Source organism: Cohnella thermotolerans DSM 17683 (genome assembly GCF_000429825.1).
GTDB classification, from domain to species: Bacteria; Bacillota; Bacilli; order Paenibacillales; family Paenibacillaceae; genus Cohnella; species Cohnella thermotolerans.
Genome location: NZ_KE386965.1, coordinates 41959 through 62233, shown reverse-complemented (window position 1 = coordinate 62233; position 20275 = coordinate 41959). Strand labels below are relative to the sequence as shown.

The window sequence follows — 20275 nt, the reverse complement described above, 5'->3', positions numbered from 1 at the left end:
AGGTGGAGCCGTATGCTGTTGCCCTGGAACGATCGCTACACGGAAGGAACGATCGCCTTGTGGAACGCGGAGGCGGTGAAGGACGGCTACAAGGAAATGACGGAGGAAAGCTTCGGGCGCGTGTTCTTGGCGAACCCGCATTTCGATCCGGCGGCGGCGTTCGTGTGGGTGGAAGACGGCGGCCGGGTCGCAGGCTTCGCCTGCGGCTGCACCGGCGACGGGCTGCCGCTCGGGGACAAGGCGGGGTACCTCACCTGCCTCGTAGCGTCCGAGGGCATCCGCAGCGACGAAACGCTCGGTCTGCTGCTGGACGCGGTGGAGCGGCGCTTCCGGGAGCTGGGCAAGCGGCAGGCGGACGTACTTTTTTTCAACCCGATTCAGCTTGCCTGGTACATTCCGGACACGCCCGGCCACGAGCACAACAATGCGCCCGGCGTTCCGGTCGACGGCCCGGTCTATCCGTTCCTGCTTCGCAGAGGCTATGCCGAACGAGCGCGGGAGAACGCGATGTATTTGAAGCTGTCGGACTTCGCGATGCCGGAAGAGATCGGGGCGAAGGAAGCGAAGGCGGCTTCGGGCGGCTACGCGGTCGGGCTGTTCGATCCTTCGCAGCATGCGGGCCTCGTGACGATGCTGGACGGCTTGGGCAATCCGCTGTGGCGGAAGGAGATTGCGGCATGCGCGGCGGAAGGCCAGCCGGTCGTCGTGGCTGCGCGCGAGGGTGCCGTCGTCGGCTTCGCAGGCCCGGTTGTGCGGCAGGCGAACGGACGGGGCTACTTCGCCGGCATCGGCGTGCATCCCGACCATGAGGGGCACGGGCTCGGCACGATTTTGTTCTTCCGGTTATGCGAAGCGTTCCGGCGGATCGGGACGACGTACATGTCGCTGTACACCGGGAGCGGGAACCCGGCCTTGCGGATTTACGAGCGGGCGGGCTTCCGGACCGTCAAACAATTCGCGGTCATGCGAAAGGAGTTTCCACAATGAGCGAGCAGACAAGCGGGCAAAAGATGACGATCCTGGCGATCGGCGGACATGTCGGGGATATGGAGCTGACGGCGGGCGGGGTGCTGGCGAGCCATGCGCTCAAGGGCGACCGGATCGTCACGCTGGCGCTGACGGCGGGGGAGCGGGGCGTGCCGGAAGGAAGGGACGTCGCCGACTACCGCAAGCAGAAGGTTCGGGAAGCGGAGGCGTTCGCGGAGCTGCTGGGCGGGGAGGCGATCGTCTTCGACGTTCCCGACGGGGAGCTGCGGAACGACGAGGAGATGCGGCTTCGCGTCTGCGACGTCATCCGGCGGGTGCGGCCGAACGTCATCGTCACCCATTACAAGAGCAGCATGCACAAGGACCACAACACGACCCACCTGATCGTGAACGACGCCCGCTATTACGCGGGGCTCAAGCCGCTGGAGCGGGAGCTTCCCGCCTTCTTCGCTTCCCGTCTCTATTATGCGGAGAACTGGGAAGACGCGGTGGACTATAAGCCTTATATCTATATCGACTTCGATCAGGAAGCTTACGATCTGTGGGTGAACGCGGTCTCCCGGCATTGGTTCGTCACCGGCAGCAAGTCGTTCCCCTACCTTGAATATTACAAGCATCTGGCGCGGGTGCGCGGGATCGAAGCGCGCAAAACGTACGCCGAGACGTTCATGATTCCGCCGGAGACGATGCGCGTGCTGAGGTCCGAGCTGTAAGAGGGAGTGGTGGGCGAGCGATGGTTCGCAACGGGATCGATAATATCGGGAAGCACTCGCATCTGTTCAAAGGCAAGCGGCTGGGTCTCATTACGGCGCCCGCCGGTCTGACCGCCGACTTCGTCCCGACGATTCAAATTTTGCACGAAAACTTCCATCTGGCTGCGCTTTTCTCGCCGGAACACGGGGTGCGCGGCGATATCGAAGCGGGCGGACAGGTGGAAGCGTACACCGATCCGTATACCGGCGTGCCGGTCTACAGCTTGTACCGCGCGGACTCCAAGCGGCTGACGCCGGAGATGCTGGATGCAGTGGATGCGGTCGTTTACGACATTCAGGATGTCGGTGTCCGGTATTATACGTTCGTTTATACGATGCTGTACGCCCTGGAAGATTGCGCGAAGGCGGGCAAGCCGTTCGTCGTGCTCGACCGCATCGCTCCGCTGGACGGGGTAACGGTGGAAGGCAACGTGCTGCGGCCGGAATACCGGTCGTTCGTCGGCAACTATCCGCTGGCGGTGCGCTACGGGCTGACGGCCGGCGAAGTCGCGACGATGGCGAACGAGCAAATGGGCTGGGGCGCCGAGCTCCACGTCGTGCGCTGCGAAGGCTGGGAGCGGAGCATGCTTTACCCGGAGACGGGCCGGATTTGGGTGCATCCTTCGATGGGCCTCCCCCGGTTCGAGACGGCGCTGCTGTATCCCGGAACGTGCCTGTTCGAAGGGACGAACCTGTCGGAGGGGCGGGGCACGACGTTCCCGTTCGAGATGATCGGGGCGCCGTTCGTCGAGCCGTATTCGCTGGCGGGCGAGATGAACGGTTTGGGGCTTCCGGGCGTTCGCTTCCGTCCGGTTTATTTCAAGCCGACCGCTTCGAAGTTCAAGGGCGAGCCGTGCGCCGGCGTGCAGCTGTATGTGACGGACGGCCGGGCTTTGCGCCCGCTGGAGACGGGCATCGCGCTTCTTTACGCCATTAAACGCCGCTATGAGGCGTTCGCTTTTTTGCCGCCGCTGAAGGAGGGTTCCCGGCCGTTCATCGATCTGCTCTGCGGAGACAGCGTCTACCGGGACGATTCTGTCGGGGCGGCGGAGGTCGTCCGGCGCTTCCGGGAGGAGAGCGAGCGGTTCTCCCGGGAGAAGCGGCAGTATCATTTATACGATTGAGAAGCCATGGGGAGATCGGAATGAGAGAGCTATCGCTTCGGGAGAAAATCGGCCAGTTGATCGCGACGGGGTTTCCGGCGGCGCGTCCCACGGACGAATGGCGAAGCCTGGTGGCCGATTACGGCATCGGGAACGTCATTCTGTTCTCGCACAATGTGGAGAGCGCCGTGCAGGTGAAGGAGCTGTGCGGCGAATTGCGGCGGACGATCGAGGCGATCACCGGCTGCCCGCCGCTGATCGCCATCGATCAGGAAGGCGGCCGGGTGACCCGTCTGCCTGCGGACGCGACCAACGTTCCGGGCGCGGCGGCGATCGCCTCGACGGGCCGTCCGGAGCACGCCTATGCCGCCGGACGGCTGACGGCGCGCGAGCTGCGGGCGCTCGGGATCAACTTTAATCTCGCGCCCGTGCTGGATATTAACAACAACAAGCTCAATCCGGTCATCAACGTCCGCTCGTACGGCGATACGGCCGAGACGGTGGAGCGGTACGGGCTGTTGATGCTGCAGGGGCTGCGCGACGAGGGCGTGCTTGCGGCCGTCAAGCATTTTCCCGGTCACGGGGATACGTCGGTCGACTCCCATCTGGGGCTTCCGGTCGTCGGGAAGACGGCGGAGCAGCTGGCCGGGCTGGAGCTGAAGCCGTTTGCGGCTGCGATTGCGGCCGGTGCGGAGTGCGTCATGACCGCGCATATTTTGTTCCCGGAGCTGGAGCCGGAGCGGGTTCCCGCCACGATGTCGAGAGCGGTCGTCACCGGGCTATTGAAGGGGCGGCTGGGTTTCGAAGGCCTCGTCGTCTCCGATTGCCTGGAGATGGACGCGATCCGGAGATTTTACGGCACGGCGGAGGGGGCTGTCGGGGCGCTGAAGGCCGGGGTTCATCTGCTTTTTATCAGCCATACGCCGCAACTGGTAAGGGAAGCCGCGGAACGGATCGAACGGGCGGTGCTGGAGGGCGACTTGTCTTTGTCCGTCGTGGATGAAGCGGTGGATAAGGTGCTGTATTATAAGAGCAAATATGGCGCGCATGGCACGGTTTTGCCGGGGGCGAGATTGCCAGGTCCGGGATTGACGGGTTCGGGGCTGGAGAGTTCGAATATGGGGGTGCCGACCTTGGAGCGTTCGGGCTTGGGAGGTTCGGGGCCGGCGGATTCGAGCTCGGTGGGCTCGAGCTTGGATGGCCCCAGGCTGGAAGGCTCCGGCTTGGGGGCTTCGAGCTTGGTTGGTCCCGGCTTTGCGGTACCGGGCTTTGCCGTCGTCGGCTGCGAGGCACACCGTCGGACGGCGGAGGCGATGAGTCTGGAGAGCGTCTGCCATCTCGGGGGCGTGCTGGAGCGCGTGGAGAGGGGCGCCGGCGATACGCTGTTTATCGGAAGCGATCCGTACCGCGCCGACCAAGCAGCGAGCGGCGTCGACAAAGCCGTCTCTTTCCCGCGGGCGATGGCCGAGGCGTTCGCGGCGGACTATTGGGTGACGAGGCTCGACCCGGATGAGGATGAAATTCTTCAGGCGGCTGAGCGGGCGAAAAGCTACCCGCGGGTCGTCGTCGGCCTCGTGAACGGGCGGGAGCACCCAGGGCAGCTTACGCTCGTCAGCCGCTTGCGGGCGGCAGGACATCGGGTGACGGCGGTAGCGCTCGGCAAGCCTTACGATCTCGCGGGATTGGGGCCGGATGTCTGCGCTTTGGCTGCCTTCGAGTATACGCCGCTGGCGTTGAAGTCGCTGGTTCGGATTTTGAGCGGGGAAGCCGCGCCAGTCGGCAAGCTGAGTTTGACGCTCTGAAAGAGAGGGAGGTTGGATGTGGCGTATAAGTGTGCGGGCGGATAAGAGGAGAGAGTGCACGAAACGGTAGCGAAAAACTGGGGCGCGAAGATGGGGGGCGGAAGCGGCGGACAGCATGGAGCGTGGAGAGCGGGAACGGGAGTGGCGGACAGGTCGGATCAGAAGAAGCGGCCGGGAGTGGGAGACAGTTCGAGGGATGAAGACCGGAAACGTGTGCGGAGAACACTTCAGGTCATGATGAGCAGGGGCGGGTGGAATGAAGGCATGATCTATGTTGCCGGGTTGGACGGCGGAGGCACGAAAACCGCGGTCGCCGTAGCGGACGAGACGGGGAGGATCGTGCGGACGTTCGCTTCCGGGGCGATCAATTACAACGGCCACGACGAAGCGGGCGTTCGCCGCAGCCTGCGGGAGATCATGGACTCGATCTCGGAGGCGTGCGGCGGGCTCGCGCATTGCGGGCACATCTGCATCGGCGCGGCGGGCGTCAGCAATCCGACGGTCGTAGAACGGCTGACGGCGGAGATTCGGGCGTGTGGCTACGAAGGCGAACTGAGCATTACGGGCGACCAGGAGACGGCGCTGCGCGGAGCGCTGGACTGCCCGTACGGCATCGTGCTGATCGCGGGAACGGGTTCGATCTGCTTCGGCCGGAACGAGGCGGGCGAGACGCACCGCGCGGGCGGCGGCGGGCATCTGATCGATGACGGGGGCAGCGGCTACGCCATCGGCCGGGATTTGCTCGCCGCCGCGTTCAAGGCGGGCGACGGCCGCATCCCGCCGACGGCCGTCACGGAGTTGGTGTACGCGCGGCTGCGTGTGAACTCGGCGCGGCAGCTCATCGGCTTCGTCTACGATCCGTCGACGAACAAGCGGGACATCGCCGCGCTCGCTCCGCTGCTGTCAGAAGCTTGCGCGGCCGGAGATCGGGCGGCACTCGCCATCGCGGAAGGAAGCGCCCGCGACTTGTTCGAGCTGGCGGCGCCCGTCATCGAGCGCTTGGCTTTGCAGGACGGGAGCTTGGCGCTCGCGGGAAGCGTGCTGCTGAACAATGCGCACGTGCGCGATGCTTTGGTGGAGCTGCTGGGCCGGAGCTATCCCGGCCTGCGCTGCGTCACGGCGCCGCCCGACGCCGCCGTCGTCGGCGCCGTTCGGATGGCGCTGCAGAGCCGGCGTTAATGCACACAAGAAATAATCCCTTATGCGCGTTCCTTCCTGCGCAAGAGGGATTATTTTATCTGCACTGAAGTTCAAGCCAACGACTGCGTCTCGAGCGCGGCTGCAATATCGCACTAGCTTTGCATAAAAACTTCAGATACTTGTCCAGGAGACTTTAGGGGATGTTTAATCAATCCAAAGTCCCCTTTTTTATTCGCTTGGGTGCTCCAAGCTTTCAATCGGGGATTGCCTTGGCTCAAGCGGACCTAGGATCCGTTATTTCTCGCCTGGAAGCCTATTCAGAAATGGAACGGACAGAGAATCCGTTATTCGCTTCAAACTGTGCCCCTATCGAGGGAAATCCGACGCATAGCGGAACCAGTGTCCGTTAGAACATAAAAAAACGCGATTTTTGACAAATAACGGCCTGTGTGTCCGTAAGCGTTCGGAGTCCTGCTCATTCATGCTCCAAGAAGCCCTAAAGACGCCGAAGATGTTCAGACGGTCGAGAAAGTCTCGGCCGTCAGCTTGTGGAAAATAGCTTGACAAATCATGATTTTGTTTAGGCAAAGCTAGTGCGAAAATCGATATTACCACCAGCAATCAAACGACTTTTCAGCAGATCAATATATTAAAAAACTCGGATTTCGTCATCCCCCTTCGCCCATGAACGGGCGAAATGGCCATATCCGCTTATCCGGCGTTTTGCTACAATAAAATTAACGAAATGTTCATAAAGTGAAATATTCAGGGGGAGAATGGCATGGCAATCTGGCTTCTCATTGCGCTCGCCTGCGGAGCGGGGTTCGTTCTGTTTCGCCGCCATACGGTTCCTGCCGTCCGGCACCTTCCCCTGTGCAGAGGAAGCTGTCCGTCATCATTCCGGCCCGCAACGAAGAGCGCAATTTACCCTTTCTGCTGGAGTCGCTTCAAGCCCAGATCTGCAAGCCGTTCGAGATCATCGTCGTGGACGACCACTCGGAAGACCAGACGCGAGCCGTCGCCGAGAGCTACGGCGTGACGGTGGTGGAGAGCGAACCGCTGCCGCCGGGCTGGACGGGGAAAAATTGGGCGGTATGGAACGGCTACAAACGCTCCACCGGAGATGTGATCGCCTTCCTCGATGCCGACGTGCGGCTCGCTCCGCACGCGCTTCAATCGCTTCTGGCGGCGAGGGAGCGCACGGGGGGAGCGATATCTGTCGTTCCTTACCACTACACGGAGAAGTTTTACGAGCGGCTCGCGTTAATTCCGAATCTGCTCGGCATCTTCGCGTTTACGTCTCCTTTCGAGCGGACGAACCCGAGGAAGGGGCTCTACGGCTCCTGCATCCTGACGGCCAGGGACGATTATGAGAAGACCAAAGGCCATGAAGGCATCAAGGCCGAGGTGCTCGACGACCTGAATCTGGGGGCGAAGTTCGTGGAAGCGGGCGTGCCGGTGACCAACTTCATCGGACACGGAGTCGTCTCTTTCCGCATGTATCCCGGAGGCCTGCGCAGCGAAATCCAGGGCTTCGGCAAAAGCGCCGCGCTCAGCACCGGCAAGCTGTCGCCCTGGACGATCGTCCTCATCGCCGTCTGGCTGGTTGGGCTCATCGTCGCGGAGGCGGCGCCGTTCGCGCTGCAAACGTCCTGGGCGTTGCCCCTGTCTGCGGGGTATTTGTTGTACACGCTGCAAATGATTTACTTCATTAAATATTCAGGTCGTTTCGGATTTTGGGTTCCGGCCCTGCATCTGCTGAGCACCGTTTTCTTCCTCTACGTTATGCTTTATTCGCTGTATCGGGTCGCGTTTCTGGGAAGCGTCGCTTGGAAGGGAAGGCAAATCGAAGTAGGAGGCAATCAGAAGCGATGATCATCCTACTATGGACGGCCCTGTCTTTTTTGTCCGGTTCCCTTATGTTTTCCTACTGGCTCGGTTTGATCGCGCGTCACAATCTGCGGACCGTTGGCGACGGCAATCCCGGGGCGCTTAATCTATGGAAAGCCGCCGGTTATGCGTATGGGTTGGCCGGCATCGCGCTTGATTTCCTTAAAGGGTACGTCCCCATCGCATGGCTCGTGAATTCCGGCGCCGTCTCGGGGTACGAGACGACTGCCGTCGCTTCAGCCGCTGTCCTGGGGCACGCCTTCTCGCCGTTTCTTAAATGGAGAGGCGGCAAGGCTATCGCGGTCACGTTCGGCGTCTGGAGCGGGTTGACCGGATTTGCCGCCTCGCTCGCTTATGCCGTCATTCTCGCCTTGCTGCTGGCCGTTACCCGGTGGGCGAACAAGGGCAAGCCGACCACGACGGAGATGGACGGCTTTCAAGTCGTGTTCGGGATGCTGCCGCTCTCCATTTTTTTGCTCTCGATGGGGTATTCGCCTCCCGTTCTGTGGTTCTGGGCGTTCAACTTCTTGCTGATCGTCTATACGCACCGGCGGGAGCTGCGGGTGTTTCTCAAGCGAATGCCGTCTCGCTGATGGGAAACAATCGATTGCGTAGGAGAACCGAATCGTTCCCTCACGCCGGATCTTTTGCTCCGCGCTCTTCGTATCATCCATGCTTCCATCGATCGAGGGATTCCCGCGATCGTCTGGAATTTGACCCATTGCGAATTTGGCCTCATCTACGGATACGATGACGAGCGACTCCGTTTTACTTACAGCGACGCATCCGGATTCTCCCGCGAAGTTCCCTATGAATGCCTTGGCAGAACAACTCGCTCGCCGGAGTTGTTTGTGGCGGCAATCACACATCCGAAAGGGTCAAACGGATTGCTTCTCCGATCCATGTCACATGTTGAAAACCTAATCCACATCTTAGGAGGGTTATGTAGTGGAAGCTGCCGTGACGAACGAACCGATTGTAACTATTGTGAAAAGCGCCATCCTGCATGTCGAGAATTTGAGAGAAGCCGCCGAATGGTACGCCAACCTTTTGAAGATGCCTCTTCGCCCATTTGACGACAACGTCCCGTTTTATGAGTTCGATATGGACAATCGCGCGAACTTAAATCGACGTCAGAAGCGACGTGGGGAAGGGAACGGAGTTCAGCCTCCTGTTCCCGAATGCTTAGGAACGGATTTTTCGTTAAAATGAATCTATCGCGCCGTCCCGCGGCCGGCTTCCGGGTGCGCATGGCCGTTCGGCTGACGGAATGAGGAGGGGGAGACGAGTATGCGGGCTTTGATTGTCATCGATTATACGGTGGATTTCGTGACCGGGAAGCTTCCTTGCGGCGAGCCGGCCGTTCGGATTGAGCAACGGATCGCGGACTTGACCGAATCGTTCGTCCGGGCGGGCGACGAGGTCGTCATGGCGGTGGATCTTCACGAAGCCGGCGATCCTTACCATCCGGAGACGAAGCTGTTCCCTCCGCACAATATTCGGGGAACGGAGGGCCGCACGCTGTATGGCAAGCTAAACGACGTTTACGCACGTCACCGGGACCGCATCTATTGGATGGACAAAACGCGCTACAGCGCATTTTGCGGAACGGATTTGGAGCTTCGCCTACGCGCCCGGAGCATTACGGAAGTCCATCTGGCCGGCGTCTGCACCGATATTTGCGTCCTGCATACCGCGGTGGACGCGTACAACAAAGGGTTTGCCATCGCCGTTCACGCCGATGCGGTCGCCAGCTTCAATCCCGACGGCCACGAATGGGCGCTAGGGCATTTCCGGAATTCGCTCGGCGCCGCCGTGCTCGAAGGCGATCGTTCGATCTGAGGAGCCGGCTGTGAGCTTTAACACACATGAAGCAGACGGGAGGCCGTCTGCTTTATTGTTTCCTTCCCCATCCAAGATTCGACGAATCTGGAGAAATTTTGCGATCAGGCAACAAATTTATTGTATAATCTAGGAAAAAGCTGGGTGCTTGTCGGAGATGAGAGCCTTGCCGGTTTGGTTGGGGGAGGGAGCCGGAAGTTCATGTCGAGCAAATTATCGCTCTTGTGTGCGGGGAGTTTCGAGGGTCTTAACGCCTCGGTTCAGAAAGAAATTTATAGAGAATTCTACGAGATGTTCTACGGCGTCATTTTCTATATGGTCAAGGATCACGCCGCGACGGAAGATATCATTCAGGAATCGTTCCTCAAAGTCGTCCATCACACGCCGGACATTGCGGACGACGCCAAGCTCCGAAGCTGGATTCGAACGGTCGTCAAAAATACGGTCTACAGTTATATGAGAAAAATGAAAAAGCACCGCAACGAAACGGACATCGACCGTATTCATATCGATAACGAAAACAGCGTGTTCGCCAGCCGTACGGAGTCGGTCGAGAAGGTAATCGAGCTGAAAATGATGTCGGAGACGGTCGGCACGATTCTTCGGGAACTGAAGCCGGAGTATCAGGCGCTGATCGAGCTTCGTTGGAAGCGAGAGCTCAGCTATAAAGAGATGGCCGATGCGCTCGATACGACGGAGGAGTCGATCAAGCACAAGCTGCACCGGGCAAGGGAAGCCATGCGCAAGAGATTTCTGAAGATATGGTGGGAGTCGACGAGCGCGAATGCCCTTTATCATCGGAGTGAAGAGCGCAGCCGGACGAAACACCGTTAGGCATCCGGCCCGGGAAGTGGTAGAATCGGGAAGAGAAGCCTTTTACGACAGAAAGGAATGAACGCCTGTGAGCGATTATAAGACGTATTTCGCCGAACGCCGGGAACAACACCTGAACGAGTTGAAGGAATGGCTGTCCATTCCGAGCATCTCCGCACTGTCCGAGCATAAGGGAGACATCCTCGCCTCCGCGCGCTGGCTGGCCGATGCTCTGACCCGCGCCGGCATGGAGAAGGTCGAGATTCACGAGACGAAAGGAAACCCGATCGTTTACGCCGAGCATCTGAAGGCGCCGGGACGCCCGACGATTCTCATCTACGGGCACTACGACGTGCAGCCGGTCGATCCGCTCCACCTGTGGACGACGCCTCCGTTCGAGCCCGATATTCGCGACGGCAAAATCTACGCCAGAGGCGCGACGGACGACAAAGGGCAGCTGTTCCTGCATGTCAAAGTCGTCGAAGCGATCCTTCGCCAGGAGGGCTCGCTGCCGGTCAACATCAAGTTCTGCGTAGAAGGGGAGGAAGAGGTGTCCGGCACGAGCCTGCCCGAATTTCTGAAGGCGAACCGGGAGAAGCTGGCCGCCGACGCCATCGTCATCTCCGACTCCTCGCTGCTGGAGCCGGGCAAGCCGTCGATCTGCACCGGCCTCCGCGGGCTATGCTCGATGGAAGTGACCGTCTCGACCGCCCGCACCGACCTGCATTCCGGGCTTTACGGCGGCGCCGTGCCCAATGCGCTGCATGCGCTCGTCTCGCTGCTGGCGACGCTGCACGACGAGAGGGGACGGGTGACGGTCGAAGGGTTCTACGAAGGTGTGCCGGAGCTGACGGCTTTGGAGAAGCAGGATCTGGCCAGCTACAATCCGGACGAAGCCAAGCTGGCGGCGGAGCTCGGCCTGGATACGCTGTACGGGGAAGAAGGCTATTCCTTCACCGAGCGGACCGGGGCCCGTCCGACGCTGGAGCTGAACGGGGTATGGGGCGGTTTTCAGGGAGAAGGCACGAAGACGGTCATCCCGAAGGAAGCCCATGCGAAAATTACGTGCCGTCTCGTGGGCACCCAGGATCCGCAGCGGACGTTGGACCGCATCGAAGCGCACCTGCGGAAGCATATTCAGCCGGGAGCGAAGGTGCATGTCAAGCAGCTCGAGCGGGCGTTGGCGTTCAGCTGCGATCCGACCGACCCGATGCTGCAGCTGGCCGCCGACGCTTACGAGGAAGTGTACGGCAAGCGCGCGATCTTCACGAAGGACGGCGGCTCCATTCCGGTCGTCGCCACTTTCGCCGACGTGCTTCGCGCTCCTGTCGTCATGATGGGCTTCGGCCTGCCGGATGAAAATTTGCATGCGCCCGACGAGCATTTCAGCCTGGACAACTTCGACAAAGGCTTGCTTACGCTTGTGAACTATTTGCATAAGGCGGCGGGATCCTCCGCGATTTAAAGCGGTGCCGCCGATCCGCTCCGAATCGGCGAATGCGCCCGGTTCGGAGTTTTTTTGACGCGCTGGTGCAGGTACGTTAATCGAGAATAGAAAGAATATCTTACTTGTATGGAAATACGATTGCCGTTAAAATGGAAGGGCTTGCAGGATATCTCGTTCTAGGAAGGGATGCCGTTTGAGATCGCAACGAGTCCTGATGGACTATATCCGATCGAAATGGATCGTATATTTGATTTCCGTCCTGTTTATCGCCACGGCCAACGTCGTCCAATCGTTTTATCCCCGGCTGCTCGGGCAATTCACCGACAAGCTGCAGGCGGGGGGATTGACTCCGTCGCTGATCGTCGACTACAGCCTGCTGCTGCTCGCGGTCGGCGTCGCTTACGGCGTTCTGGGCGGCTCGGGCCAATACGTCGTCATGCGGCTGGGCAGACGGTTCGAGTTCTATACGCGCAAAAGACTGTTCGCCCACTTCACCACGCTAAGCGAGCGTTTCTATTCGAGGAACGGCGTCGGCAAGCTGCTCAGCTACGTCATGAACGACGTGACGGCCGTGCGGGAATCGATCTCCATGGGCATCAACCAGACGACGAACGCCACGATTCTCATTTTGTCCGCGCTGGCGATGATGGTGCTCGGTTCGATCCCCCTCTATCTCATCGCCGTATGCATCCTGCCGCTTGTTTGGATTCCCTGGATCGTAACCCGGTTCGGCCCGGTCATCCGCAAGCGTTCCCTGACTGTGCAGGAGTCGCTCAGCAAAATGACGGAAGCGGCCGAGGAGCAGTTCGGCGGCATCCGCGTGACGAAGAAGTTCGCGGCGGAGCCGACCATGATTCGCCGCTTCGGGGCGGCCGTCGACCGCATTCGCGACAATCAGCTGAAGCTGGTGCGGGTGTCTTCGCTGTTCCAGGCTTTGATTCCTTTTCTCGGGGCGCTGTCGCTCGTCGTCACCCTCGTGTTCGGCGGCTACCTGACCATCCATCACCGGATTTCGCTCGGCAACTTCGTCGCTTTGACGCTGTATATCCGCATGATGGTCACCCCGCTGCAGCAGATCGGCAACGTCATCAACACGATGCAGCGCTCCCGCGCCTCGCTGGAGCGGATCAACGACCTGCTCGCGGTGCAAGGGGATATCCGCGAATCGGAGTCGGCCCGTCCGCTTCGCATGGACTGCGCGGCGATCGAGATCGACGGCTTGACGTTCTCGTATCCCGACGCCGACCGGGCCGCCTTGCGCGATATTCGCCTCCGCGTCGAGCCCGGCAAGACGCTCGGCATTCTCGGCAAGACGGGAAGCGGCAAGACGACGCTCGTCAAGCTGCTGCTCCGGATTTATGACCCGCCGGCCGGCACGATTCGCATCGGCGGCGTGGATATCCGCGATCTGACGCTCCAGAGCCTGCGCGACCAGATCGCTTACGTTCCGCAGGAAGGCTTCCTGTTCAGCACGACGATCCGCGACAACATCGCCTTTTACCGGCGGGATTCCGCGCTGGACCAGGTCGAGGAAGCGGCCAGGCAGGCGCAGATTTACCGCAGCATCGCGGAGTTTCCCGACGGCTTCGAGACGAAGCTGGGCGAACGCGGCATTACGCTGTCCGGGGGACAGCGGCAGCGAACGAGCCTCGCGCGCGGCCTGATCAAGCGGTCGCCGATCCTCATTCTCGACGACAGCGTCAGCGCCGTCGACGCGGTGACGGAGAAGCGCATCATCGACGCGATCCGGAAGGAGCGGGCGAACAAGACGACCATCGTCATCGCGCACCGGATCAGCGCCCTGAAGCATGCGGACGAGATCGTCGTGCTGGACGAAGGTGCGGTCGTTCAGCGGGGAACGCACGAGCAGCTGCTGCGGGAGGGCGGGCTGTATGCCGCCCTTCACGCCATTCAGGAGGAAGGGGGCTATGAGGATGAAGGCGGACAACCGCAATGGGTCTAATTCCGTTTTTCGCGTCTTGCTGTCATACGCCAAGCCTCACCGCTGGACCTTCCTTCTGGTGTTCGGCTGCACCGTCCTCGCCATCTCGGCCGATTTGGCCCAGCCTTATCTGGTCAAGATCGCGATCGACGACAACATTATGGTCGGCCGGAACGACTACCGCTCGCTGCTGATCATCTGCGCGGTCTATCTCGGCTTGTCGGTGGCCGGCTTCCTGTTCACGTATTTGCAGAACAACCTGCTGCAATATGCCGCGCAGAGCGTCGTCGCCCGCATTCGCAAGGATCTGTTCGCGCATATCACCAAGCTGTCGATGTCGTTCTTCGACCGGACGCCGAGCGGAAGCCTGATCACGAACGTGTCCAGCGACACGGAGACGCTGAACCAGTTTTTCTCCCAGGTGCTGCTCAGCGTCGTGCGCGACGGCTTTACGTTGGTCTTCATCATCGTCATCATGTTTCAACTGGACGCGACGCTGGCGGTGTACTGCCTCATCCTGCTGCCGATTATCGCCTTGATCGCCATCGGCTTTCGCTCCTACATGCGCAAGACTTACCAGAACTCGCGGACGGCGCTGTCGCGCTTGATCGCCTTCGCGGCGGAAAATCTGGCGGGCATGAGCCTGATTCAGGCGTTCCATCAGGAGAAGGAGCAGACGAACCGGTTCACGGACCGCAACCAAATCTACTTCAGCGCCAACCTGCGGGAAATTCGCACGAACGTGCTGTTCAACCGATCGTTCGACGTGCTGGGCAGCCTGTCGGTCGCGTTCGTGACGTGGCTCGGGGGCGTGGCCGTTTTCGACCGGACGATCGAATTCGGCGTGCTGTACGCGTTCATTACGTATATCCGCCAGTTTTTCCAACCGATCAGCAGCATTACGCAGCAATGGAACACGCTGCAGTCGACGACCGTCTCCGTGAACCGGATATGGAATTTGTTCTCGGTGCAGCCGGAGGTGAAGGACCCGGAGCGGCCGTATGACGCGGATTGGAGCCGGATCGCAGGCAAGGTAGACTTCGACCGCATTCAGTTCGGTTATTCGGACGGCATGCCGGTTCTTCACGATCTCGACCTGCATATCGCGCCCGGGGAGATGATCGGCATCGTCGGCACGACGGGGGCGGGGAAGAGCTCGCTCATCGGCCTGCTGTGCCGGTTCTACGACGTGCAGAAGGGAAGCGTCCGGATCGACGGCATCGACGTCCGCGAGCTTCCCCAGGAGAAGCTGCACCGGCTCGTCGGCCTCGTGCAGCAGGAGCCTTATTTGTACGCGGGAAGCATCGTCGACAACGTGCGGATGTTCGACGAGTCGATCTCCCGCGAGGAGGTCGTTCGGGCGTGCCGGTTCGTCGGCGCGGACGCGCTGATCGGCCGGATGAAGGACGGTTACGACACGATGCTGTCGGAGCGGGGAAGCGGCTTGTCGGCGGGCGAGAAGCAGCTGATCTCCTTCGCCAGAATTATCGTGTTCCAGCCGAAAATTCTCATTCTCGACGAGGCCACGGCGAACCTGGACTCGTACACGGAGCAGTTGATCCAACGGGCGCTCAAGGCCGTATCCGCGCACCGGACGACGCTCGTGATCGCGCACCGGCTGTCGACGGTCATGCAGGCGGACCGGATCGTCGTCATGCGCGGCGGACGGATCGTCGAGCAGGGCACGCACGCACAACTGCTCGCGCAGCACGGCTATTACGAGGAGCTGTATCTGCACTCCAGGGGCAAGGCGGAGATCGGCGCGGGATGACGGCCCGGTGAACGCTTTGCGCGGCGAGTATCCCTCTGCAGTCACCGTGACGGACAGAGGATCCGCTATTTCATGGAAAAGAAGCATTTTAAATTTTCCAACGGACCCGGGATCCGTTATTTCGCTTATACGGCCGTTTTGGGGCTGCCGCTTCGCCCCGGGGCCGCGAATCTAGTCGGGCAACCGGAGAAGGCAAAGCCAAGCTGGCCCTCCGAAGAGGGGAGCTTGGCTTAGACCAATTCCCGCCGCAGAACGAAGAGGTCCCGGAGTTCGTCGTTCGACAGTTCGGTAATCCACGCTTCCGAGCCGGACACGACGTTGTCGCTGAGCTGCTGCTTGTTCTCCAGCATCTCGTCGATGCGCTCCTCGATCGTGCCGAGCGAGATAAACTTGTGCACCTGCACGTCCCGGGTTTGCCCCATTCGGTAGGCGCGGTCGGTCGCCTGGTTCTCGACGGCCGGATTCCACCATCGGTCGAAATGGAACACGTGGTTCGCCGCCGTCAGGTTCAGGCCGACGCCGCCCGCCTTGAGCGACAGGATAAACACGTTCGGCTGCTCCTCCGGGGGGAGCGTTCGGGACTGGAATCGCTCGATCATCCGGTCGCGCTGCGACTTGGGCGTGCCGCCGTGCAAGTAAAGGACGGGCTCTCCAAGTTCCTTCTGCAGCGCCTCCTGGATGAGCAGTCCCATGCCGAGATATTGGGTGAAAATGAGGCAACGATCCCCCTCCTCGCGCACCTCCTTCACCATAGCCACAAGGCGTTCGAGCTTGGAGGAACGTTCGACGACGGCTTCGAAGTCGATCTCTTCTTCCCCCGGCCGGCGGGCGTTCTTCTCCTCGCCTTTCTCCAGCAGCGCCGGATGGTCGCACGCTTGCTTCAATTGCGTCAGCGCGGCAAGGATGGCGCCTTTGCGCTCGGGATCTTCCAGCCGCTCCAGCTTCTCCAGCAGCTCCCGGACGCAGCGGTCGTACAACTCCGCCTGCTCGGTCGTCAGATGAACGTAGCACTTCATCTCGTTCTTGTCCGGCAAGTCGAGCTGGATGGCCGGGTCCTTCTTCTTGCGGCGGAGCATGAACGGCCTGACCAGCCGCTGCAGCTCGGCCGTCCGCCTCTCGTCGCGGTTCTGCTCGATGGCGGTGGCGAACCGAAGCTGGAACGCGCGCTCGCTGCCCAAATAGCCGGGCGTGATAAAATCGTAAATCGACCACAGCTCCGACAGCCGATTCTCGATGGGCGTCCCGGTAAGCGCGATGCGGTGCCGGGCCGGGAAGCTCCGGACCGCCATGGACTGCTTCGTCTGGGCGTTCTTGATATTCTGCGCCTCGTCCAGGCAAATGGCTCCCCAGACGAAATCCCGGATCGTCTCCTGATCGAGCATCGCCGTCGCGTAAGAGGTGAGCACGACGTCCGCCTTGCGGGCTTCGGCCTGGAAGGCTTCGCCGCTGAGGCGCCCGCTGCCGTAGTGCAGCATGACGCGAAGCGACGGAGCGAAGCGTTGCAGCTCCTTCTGCCAGTTGCCGAGCACCGACGTCGGGCAGACGATCAGCGATGGAAGCGGGCCGTCCGTCTCGGCCGGGCTTTCCTTCGCATGAAGCAGATAGGCGATGAGCTGCACCGTCTTGCCGAGCCCCATGTCGTCCGCCAGGCAGGCGCCGAGGCCGATCCGGCGAAGGAATGCGAGCCAGGAGAAGCCGTCTAGCTGGTAGCCGCGCAGCTCCGCCCGCAAGCCGGACGGCGGCTCCACCTTCGGCCATTCCTTCTGTTGATTCAGCTGGGCGATGAGATTCGCCAGATGCTCGTTCAGCTCCACTTCGATGCGAAGGCGCGCTTCTTCCTCTTCCGGCGAGGACGTCTGCGGCGTTCCTTTGCCTTGGGAGTCTCCATTCCCGAGCAAATGCAGCTGCAGCGCATCCAGGAACGACAGCCCCTTCGACTTATCCATGCCTTCGATCGCCTGGCGAATTTGCTCGAGCAGCGCGGGATCGAGCGCAATCCATTGCCCGCGGAAGCGGACGAGCCGCTCGTTGCGGGCGGCCAGCCGCATAAACTCGGCTTCGGACAGCTCGGCGTCGCCGATGGCGACGCGCCAGTCGAAGCTCAGGATGGCGCCCAGCCCGAGCAGCGAGCGGGCGCCCGGCACCGGCTGGTCCTGCGCGATCTTGGCGCGCAGCTTCGGCTTCTTCCGGCTGACCGCCTCCCACCAGGACGGCAGCAGGACCTGCCAACCGGCCTCCAGCAAGCGCCGGCTGTCCTCCGTTAGAAATTGCCAGGCGGCTGCGGTATCCAGCGGCTTGCCCAGCACGTCTTCGCCGTCCGCCAGCCGCTCCGCGGGCAAGCTGGCCCGAAGCCGCTCGAGCCAGCTCGCGGAACGCTCGCGCACATGGGCCGTCCAGCCGCGCGGCCATGAGCCGAACGCCTCGCCGCGGGCGCTCAGCCGCACCGGCGCCAGCACGGCCGCGTCCTGCTTGTCCTGCAGGACAAGTCGGAGACGCCACAGTTCATCCTCTTCGCCCGGCTCCAGCAGCTGCAGCACCGGCCGGAACGGGGCCGTATCCGCCCGCCAGCCGACCTGCACGAGCCACGACCGGGCGTCCATCCCTGCCGTGGCCGCGCTCGCCTCCTCTCCGGCGAACAGCAGCGGGTAGTCCCGCCGCAAATCCGCCGCCGCCTGCTCCGTCCCGTAATAGCGGTGGAAGACGGCGGCCGAGAAGGCCGCGCGCAATCCGTTCGAGGTCTCCGGGCTGAGACCGTCGTTCTCCAAGGCTTCCCGTTCCGGCGCGTCCAGCGCTTCCAAGTCCCAAACCCATTGCAGCCGGCCCGAGCGGAACGCGTCAAAGTCCGGAACGTACTTCCGCCCGTTCAAGCATTCGGCCAGCAGCGGGGCCAGCTCCAGCAAGCGCGCCGCTTCGCCTTCCCACTTCCATTCGATATGCTTGAGCAGCCGTCCGTCCGCGAGGAAGGGGATGACCTGCTCGGAGGGAAGCACGATGACTTCAAGGCCTTGAATGTCGCGCATCTCCAGCTCGGTTCCGTAGAAGGACGCTTCGTGCCAGGCGAACAGGCGCTGCTTGAAGTACATTCCCGGATTTTCGTAATAAGGCGCGACATCGCCGAAGAAGAGCGCGTCGCCGAGTCCGCTCAGCGCGATCCGGACGGCAATCGACTCGATCGGGGGGATGGCATTCGTCGTCATAAGATCAGCTTTCCTTTCCGCAGCTCCTCCTGAAGCGCCCGCAACCGGCTATGGCGGCCCACGAACGAAGCGAAGAACCGCTCCCAGCGCTCTTCCTGCTTTATTTTCTTATAGAGCTTGGCCAGCCGCTTGAGCAGCCGGACAGCTTGCTTGTAGCCGTCCCTGTTTTTGACCAGCACGTAGCGTTCGACGGCCTGATGGTAGAAAGGCAGAAGCGTCTCCGGCGCTTCCTTCTCCATCGATTGCAGCTCGGACGCTCGGAAGTTGAGCGGATCGCTTCCGACGCTGAGCTGAAAGTCCATCCATTGCCGCCACCTGCCGTACTCGCGCAGCTTGTCTTCGTAGATTTGGCCGGATTGGGGCAGCAGGCTCGCGATCGATTGCCACATCCGCTCTTCGGCGGCGGGCAGATGCCGGACGGCGGCATCCCAATAGCGCCCGTATTCGTCCATCGTATCGTAACGATATCCGATCAGCGCTGCGGCGCTTTCGGCCAGCCATTCGACCAATCTCGGCCAGTCTTCGGCTGCGATCAGACGGTTGATGAACCGGAAGACGTCGCCTGGCAGCAGCTGGTTTTTGACCGAGCTTAACAGCGCCCAGGCTTCGCGGTCTTCGGACAGGTAGAAGCGCATCCAGCTTTGGCCGACAACCAGGGATTTCCGGGCGTGCGGGTTCGCTGTTCCGTCTTCCGCTGCCTGCAGCCGCCGCAGCTCTTCGCGGTATAGCTCCTGGTCCTGAACGCCGGGCGAAATCCAGTTGAGCCAGAGATCGCAATACGCATCCGCGAACATGGAAGCGCCCGCCGTGTCCGCCATCATGCGGCGCCGGAGCAGCGCGGCCGTCTCCAGCAGGCGCGGCCATTGCCCGGGTTCGGAGGCCGGGGGCGGCGGTTCCGCGATGAATTGCCCGATGGCGTCCTTGACGCCGGCAGCGGCTATATTCGTGAAGTATCCCATGAAGGGAACGGAGGTCAATTTATGCATCAAAAAGAAAAGGGCGTTCAGCTCGAACAGCTTGTCCGCCGCGGGGGACATAGCGGGCTTCGCCCGGCGGATGGCGGAGAGCGCCTCTGCGGCGTATTGCGGGTTGCGGGTGCTGTCCGTCAGCGCTTCGGTGCACAGGGCGAACCACTCGTGCCACTTCGAAATGTCCGATTCGGGCAGCAGGGCCGCTTGCTCCGCCATTTCCGCCTCGCGGCGCTTGCCGGCGGAAGGGGCGGAGCGGACGAAGCCTTCCGCTTCCTGCATGTACGTCGTTCTCGCGTTGGCGAGCGCATGAACCGACCGGCCCTGTCTCTCGGCGTAGGCCATCAGCACGGCGATCATATGCTTGCACGGCCTGGACAACGGACAGCCGCATTCGCTTCCGGAGAGCGCGTTCGGATCGACTCGAACCCGATACGCTTCGCTTCCTTCGACGACGGCTTCCAGACTTCGGCCGGCGTTGGCCGCGAACGACCGCACGCGTCCTTGTTTGTAGTATTGGAACCCGCGCTTGATCGTCAGGTCGTCGAAGTGTCTGGCTACATTTTGAAGCAGTCGGTTCCATTGCTTATCGTCCAAATGATCGTCGCCCGGCATCGTCAT

At 61.4% G+C, this 20275-nt stretch carries 16 protein-coding genes; 13 read left to right on the top strand and 3 right to left on the bottom strand.

Annotated elements, in window-relative coordinates; genetic code table 11:
* Positions 1 to 12: 12 nt before the first annotated feature.
* The 5 genes from G485_RS0123645 to G485_RS0123625 are packed head-to-tail and all read left to right on the top strand — an operon-like array spanning position 13 to position 5823.
* On the top strand, positions 13 to 987 hold the full coding sequence (locus G485_RS0123645; RefSeq protein WP_027094570.1) for a GNAT family N-acetyltransferase: 975 nt from the start codon (positions 13 to 15) through the stop codon (positions 985 to 987).
* Positions 984 to 1700, top strand: coding sequence for a PIG-L deacetylase family protein (locus G485_RS0123640; protein WP_027094569.1), 717 nt, complete (start codon positions 984 to 986; stop codon positions 1698 to 1700). Before G485_RS0123645 ends, G485_RS0123640 begins: the two co-directional genes overlap by 4 nt.
* Before the next feature lie 20 nt (positions 1701 to 1720).
* On the top strand, positions 1721 to 2863 hold the full coding sequence (locus G485_RS0123635) for an exo-beta-N-acetylmuramidase NamZ family protein (RefSeq protein WP_027094568.1): 1143 nt from the start codon (positions 1721 to 1723) through the stop codon (positions 2861 to 2863).
* A 20-nt stretch (positions 2864 to 2883) separates the two neighbouring features.
* The gene (locus G485_RS31155) at positions 2884 to 4644 is read left to right on the top strand and encodes a glycoside hydrolase family 3 N-terminal domain-containing protein (RefSeq protein WP_051318539.1); all 1761 of its coding nucleotides are present in this window, start codon (positions 2884 to 2886) and stop codon (positions 4642 to 4644) included.
* A gap of 54 nt (positions 4645 to 4698) precedes the next feature.
* Positions 4699 to 5823 carry an N-acetylglucosamine kinase gene (locus tag G485_RS0123625; RefSeq protein WP_338027806.1) on the top strand — a complete coding sequence of 375 codons (1125 nt, stop codon included), beginning with the start codon at positions 4699 to 4701 and terminating at the stop codon, positions 5821 to 5823.
* 610 nt (positions 5824 to 6433) lie between these two features.
* Here the strand turns inward: G485_RS0123625 and G485_RS30560 are convergent.
* Complete coding sequence (locus tag G485_RS30560) at positions 6434 to 6628, bottom strand: hypothetical protein (RefSeq protein WP_169732360.1); 195 nt, start codon at positions 6626 to 6628, stop codon at positions 6434 to 6436.
* Between the two features lie 29 nt (positions 6629 to 6657).
* On the opposite strand from G485_RS30560, the gene G485_RS28035 reads away from it, so the two are divergent.
* The 8 genes from G485_RS28035 to G485_RS28025 all read left to right on the top strand — a co-directional run bounded on the left by G485_RS28035 (position 6658) and on the right by G485_RS28025 (position 15489).
* The gene (locus G485_RS28035; RefSeq protein WP_338027805.1) at positions 6658 to 7659 is read left to right on the top strand and encodes a glycosyltransferase; all 1002 of its coding nucleotides are present in this window, start codon (positions 6658 to 6660) and stop codon (positions 7657 to 7659) included.
* Positions 7656 to 8267, top strand: a complete 612-nt coding sequence (locus G485_RS0123615) for a glycerol-3-phosphate acyltransferase (RefSeq protein ID WP_156922562.1) — start codon at positions 7656 to 7658, stop codon at positions 8265 to 8267. The genes G485_RS28035 and G485_RS0123615 overlap by 4 nt, the downstream gene beginning before the upstream one ends.
* A 355-nt stretch (positions 8268 to 8622) precedes the next feature.
* Entirely contained in the window at positions 8623 to 8886 is a 264-nt protein-coding gene (locus G485_RS0123610) for a hypothetical protein (RefSeq protein ID WP_027094564.1), read from the top strand.
* 78 nt (positions 8887 to 8964) lie between these two features.
* Positions 8965 to 9516, top strand: coding sequence for a cysteine hydrolase family protein (locus G485_RS0123605; RefSeq protein WP_027094563.1), 552 nt, complete (start codon positions 8965 to 8967; stop codon positions 9514 to 9516).
* 201 nt (positions 9517 to 9717) lie between these two features.
* Complete coding sequence (locus tag G485_RS28030; RefSeq protein ID WP_051318538.1) at positions 9718 to 10350, top strand: RNA polymerase sigma factor; 633 nt, start codon at positions 9718 to 9720, stop codon at positions 10348 to 10350.
* Positions 10351 to 10417: 67 nt separating this feature from the next.
* Positions 10418 to 11794 carry a dipeptidase gene (locus G485_RS0123595; protein ID WP_027094562.1) on the top strand — a complete coding sequence of 459 codons (1377 nt, stop codon included), beginning with the start codon at positions 10418 to 10420 and terminating at the stop codon, positions 11792 to 11794.
* Between the two features lie 175 nt (positions 11795 to 11969).
* Positions 11970 to 13739, top strand: coding sequence for an ABC transporter ATP-binding protein (locus G485_RS0123590; RefSeq protein WP_027094561.1), 1770 nt, complete (start codon positions 11970 to 11972; stop codon positions 13737 to 13739).
* Positions 13705 to 15489, top strand: coding sequence for an ABC transporter ATP-binding protein (locus G485_RS28025; protein ID WP_051318537.1), 1785 nt, complete (start codon positions 13705 to 13707; stop codon positions 15487 to 15489). The genes G485_RS0123590 and G485_RS28025 overlap by 35 nt, the downstream gene beginning before the upstream one ends.
* 230 nt (positions 15490 to 15719) lie before the next feature.
* Here G485_RS28025 and G485_RS0123575 read toward each other — a convergent pair whose 3' ends face one another.
* On the bottom strand, positions 15720 to 18686 hold the full coding sequence (locus tag G485_RS0123575) for a DEAD/DEAH box helicase (protein WP_027094560.1): 2967 nt from the start codon (positions 18684 to 18686) through the stop codon (positions 15720 to 15722).
* The gene (locus G485_RS0123570; protein ID WP_051318536.1) at positions 18683 to 20275 is read right to left on the bottom strand and encodes an SWIM zinc finger family protein; all 1593 of its coding nucleotides are present in this window, start codon (positions 20273 to 20275) and stop codon (positions 18683 to 18685) included. Before G485_RS0123570 ends, G485_RS0123575 begins: the two co-directional genes overlap by 4 nt.

Bases quoted from the DNA above. Each gene is read 5' to 3' on its own strand.
- G485_RS0123645 (WP_027094570.1), top strand. From the start codon at position 13: ATGCTGTTGCCCTGGAACGATCGCTACACGGAAGGAACGATCGCCTTG.
- G485_RS0123635 (WP_027094568.1), top strand. From the start codon at position 1,721: ATGGTTCGCAACGGGATCGATAATATCGGGAAGCACTCGCATCTGTTC.
- G485_RS0123570 (WP_051318536.1), bottom strand. From the start codon at position 20,275: ATGACGATGCCGGGCGACGATCATTTGGACGATAAGCAATGGAACCGA.
- G485_RS0123640 (WP_027094569.1), top strand. From the start codon at position 984: ATGAGCGAGCAGACAAGCGGGCAAAAGATGACGATCCTGGCGATCGGC.
- G485_RS0123575 (WP_027094560.1), bottom strand. From the start codon at position 18,686: ATGACGACGAATGCCATCCCCCCGATCGAGTCGATTGCCGTCCGGATC.
- G485_RS31155 (WP_051318539.1), top strand. From the start codon at position 2,884: ATGAGAGAGCTATCGCTTCGGGAGAAAATCGGCCAGTTGATCGCGACG.
- G485_RS30560 (WP_169732360.1), bottom strand. From the start codon at position 6,628: ATGGCGGCGAAACAGAACGAACCCCGCTCCGCAGGCGAGCGCAATGAG.
- G485_RS28025 (WP_051318537.1), top strand. From the start codon at position 13,705: ATGAGGATGAAGGCGGACAACCGCAATGGGTCTAATTCCGTTTTTCGC.
- G485_RS0123605 (WP_027094563.1), top strand. From the start codon at position 8,965: ATGCGGGCTTTGATTGTCATCGATTATACGGTGGATTTCGTGACCGGG.
- G485_RS28030 (WP_051318538.1), top strand. From the start codon at position 9,718: ATGTCGAGCAAATTATCGCTCTTGTGTGCGGGGAGTTTCGAGGGTCTT.
- G485_RS0123615 (WP_156922562.1), top strand. From the start codon at position 7,656: ATGATCATCCTACTATGGACGGCCCTGTCTTTTTTGTCCGGTTCCCTT.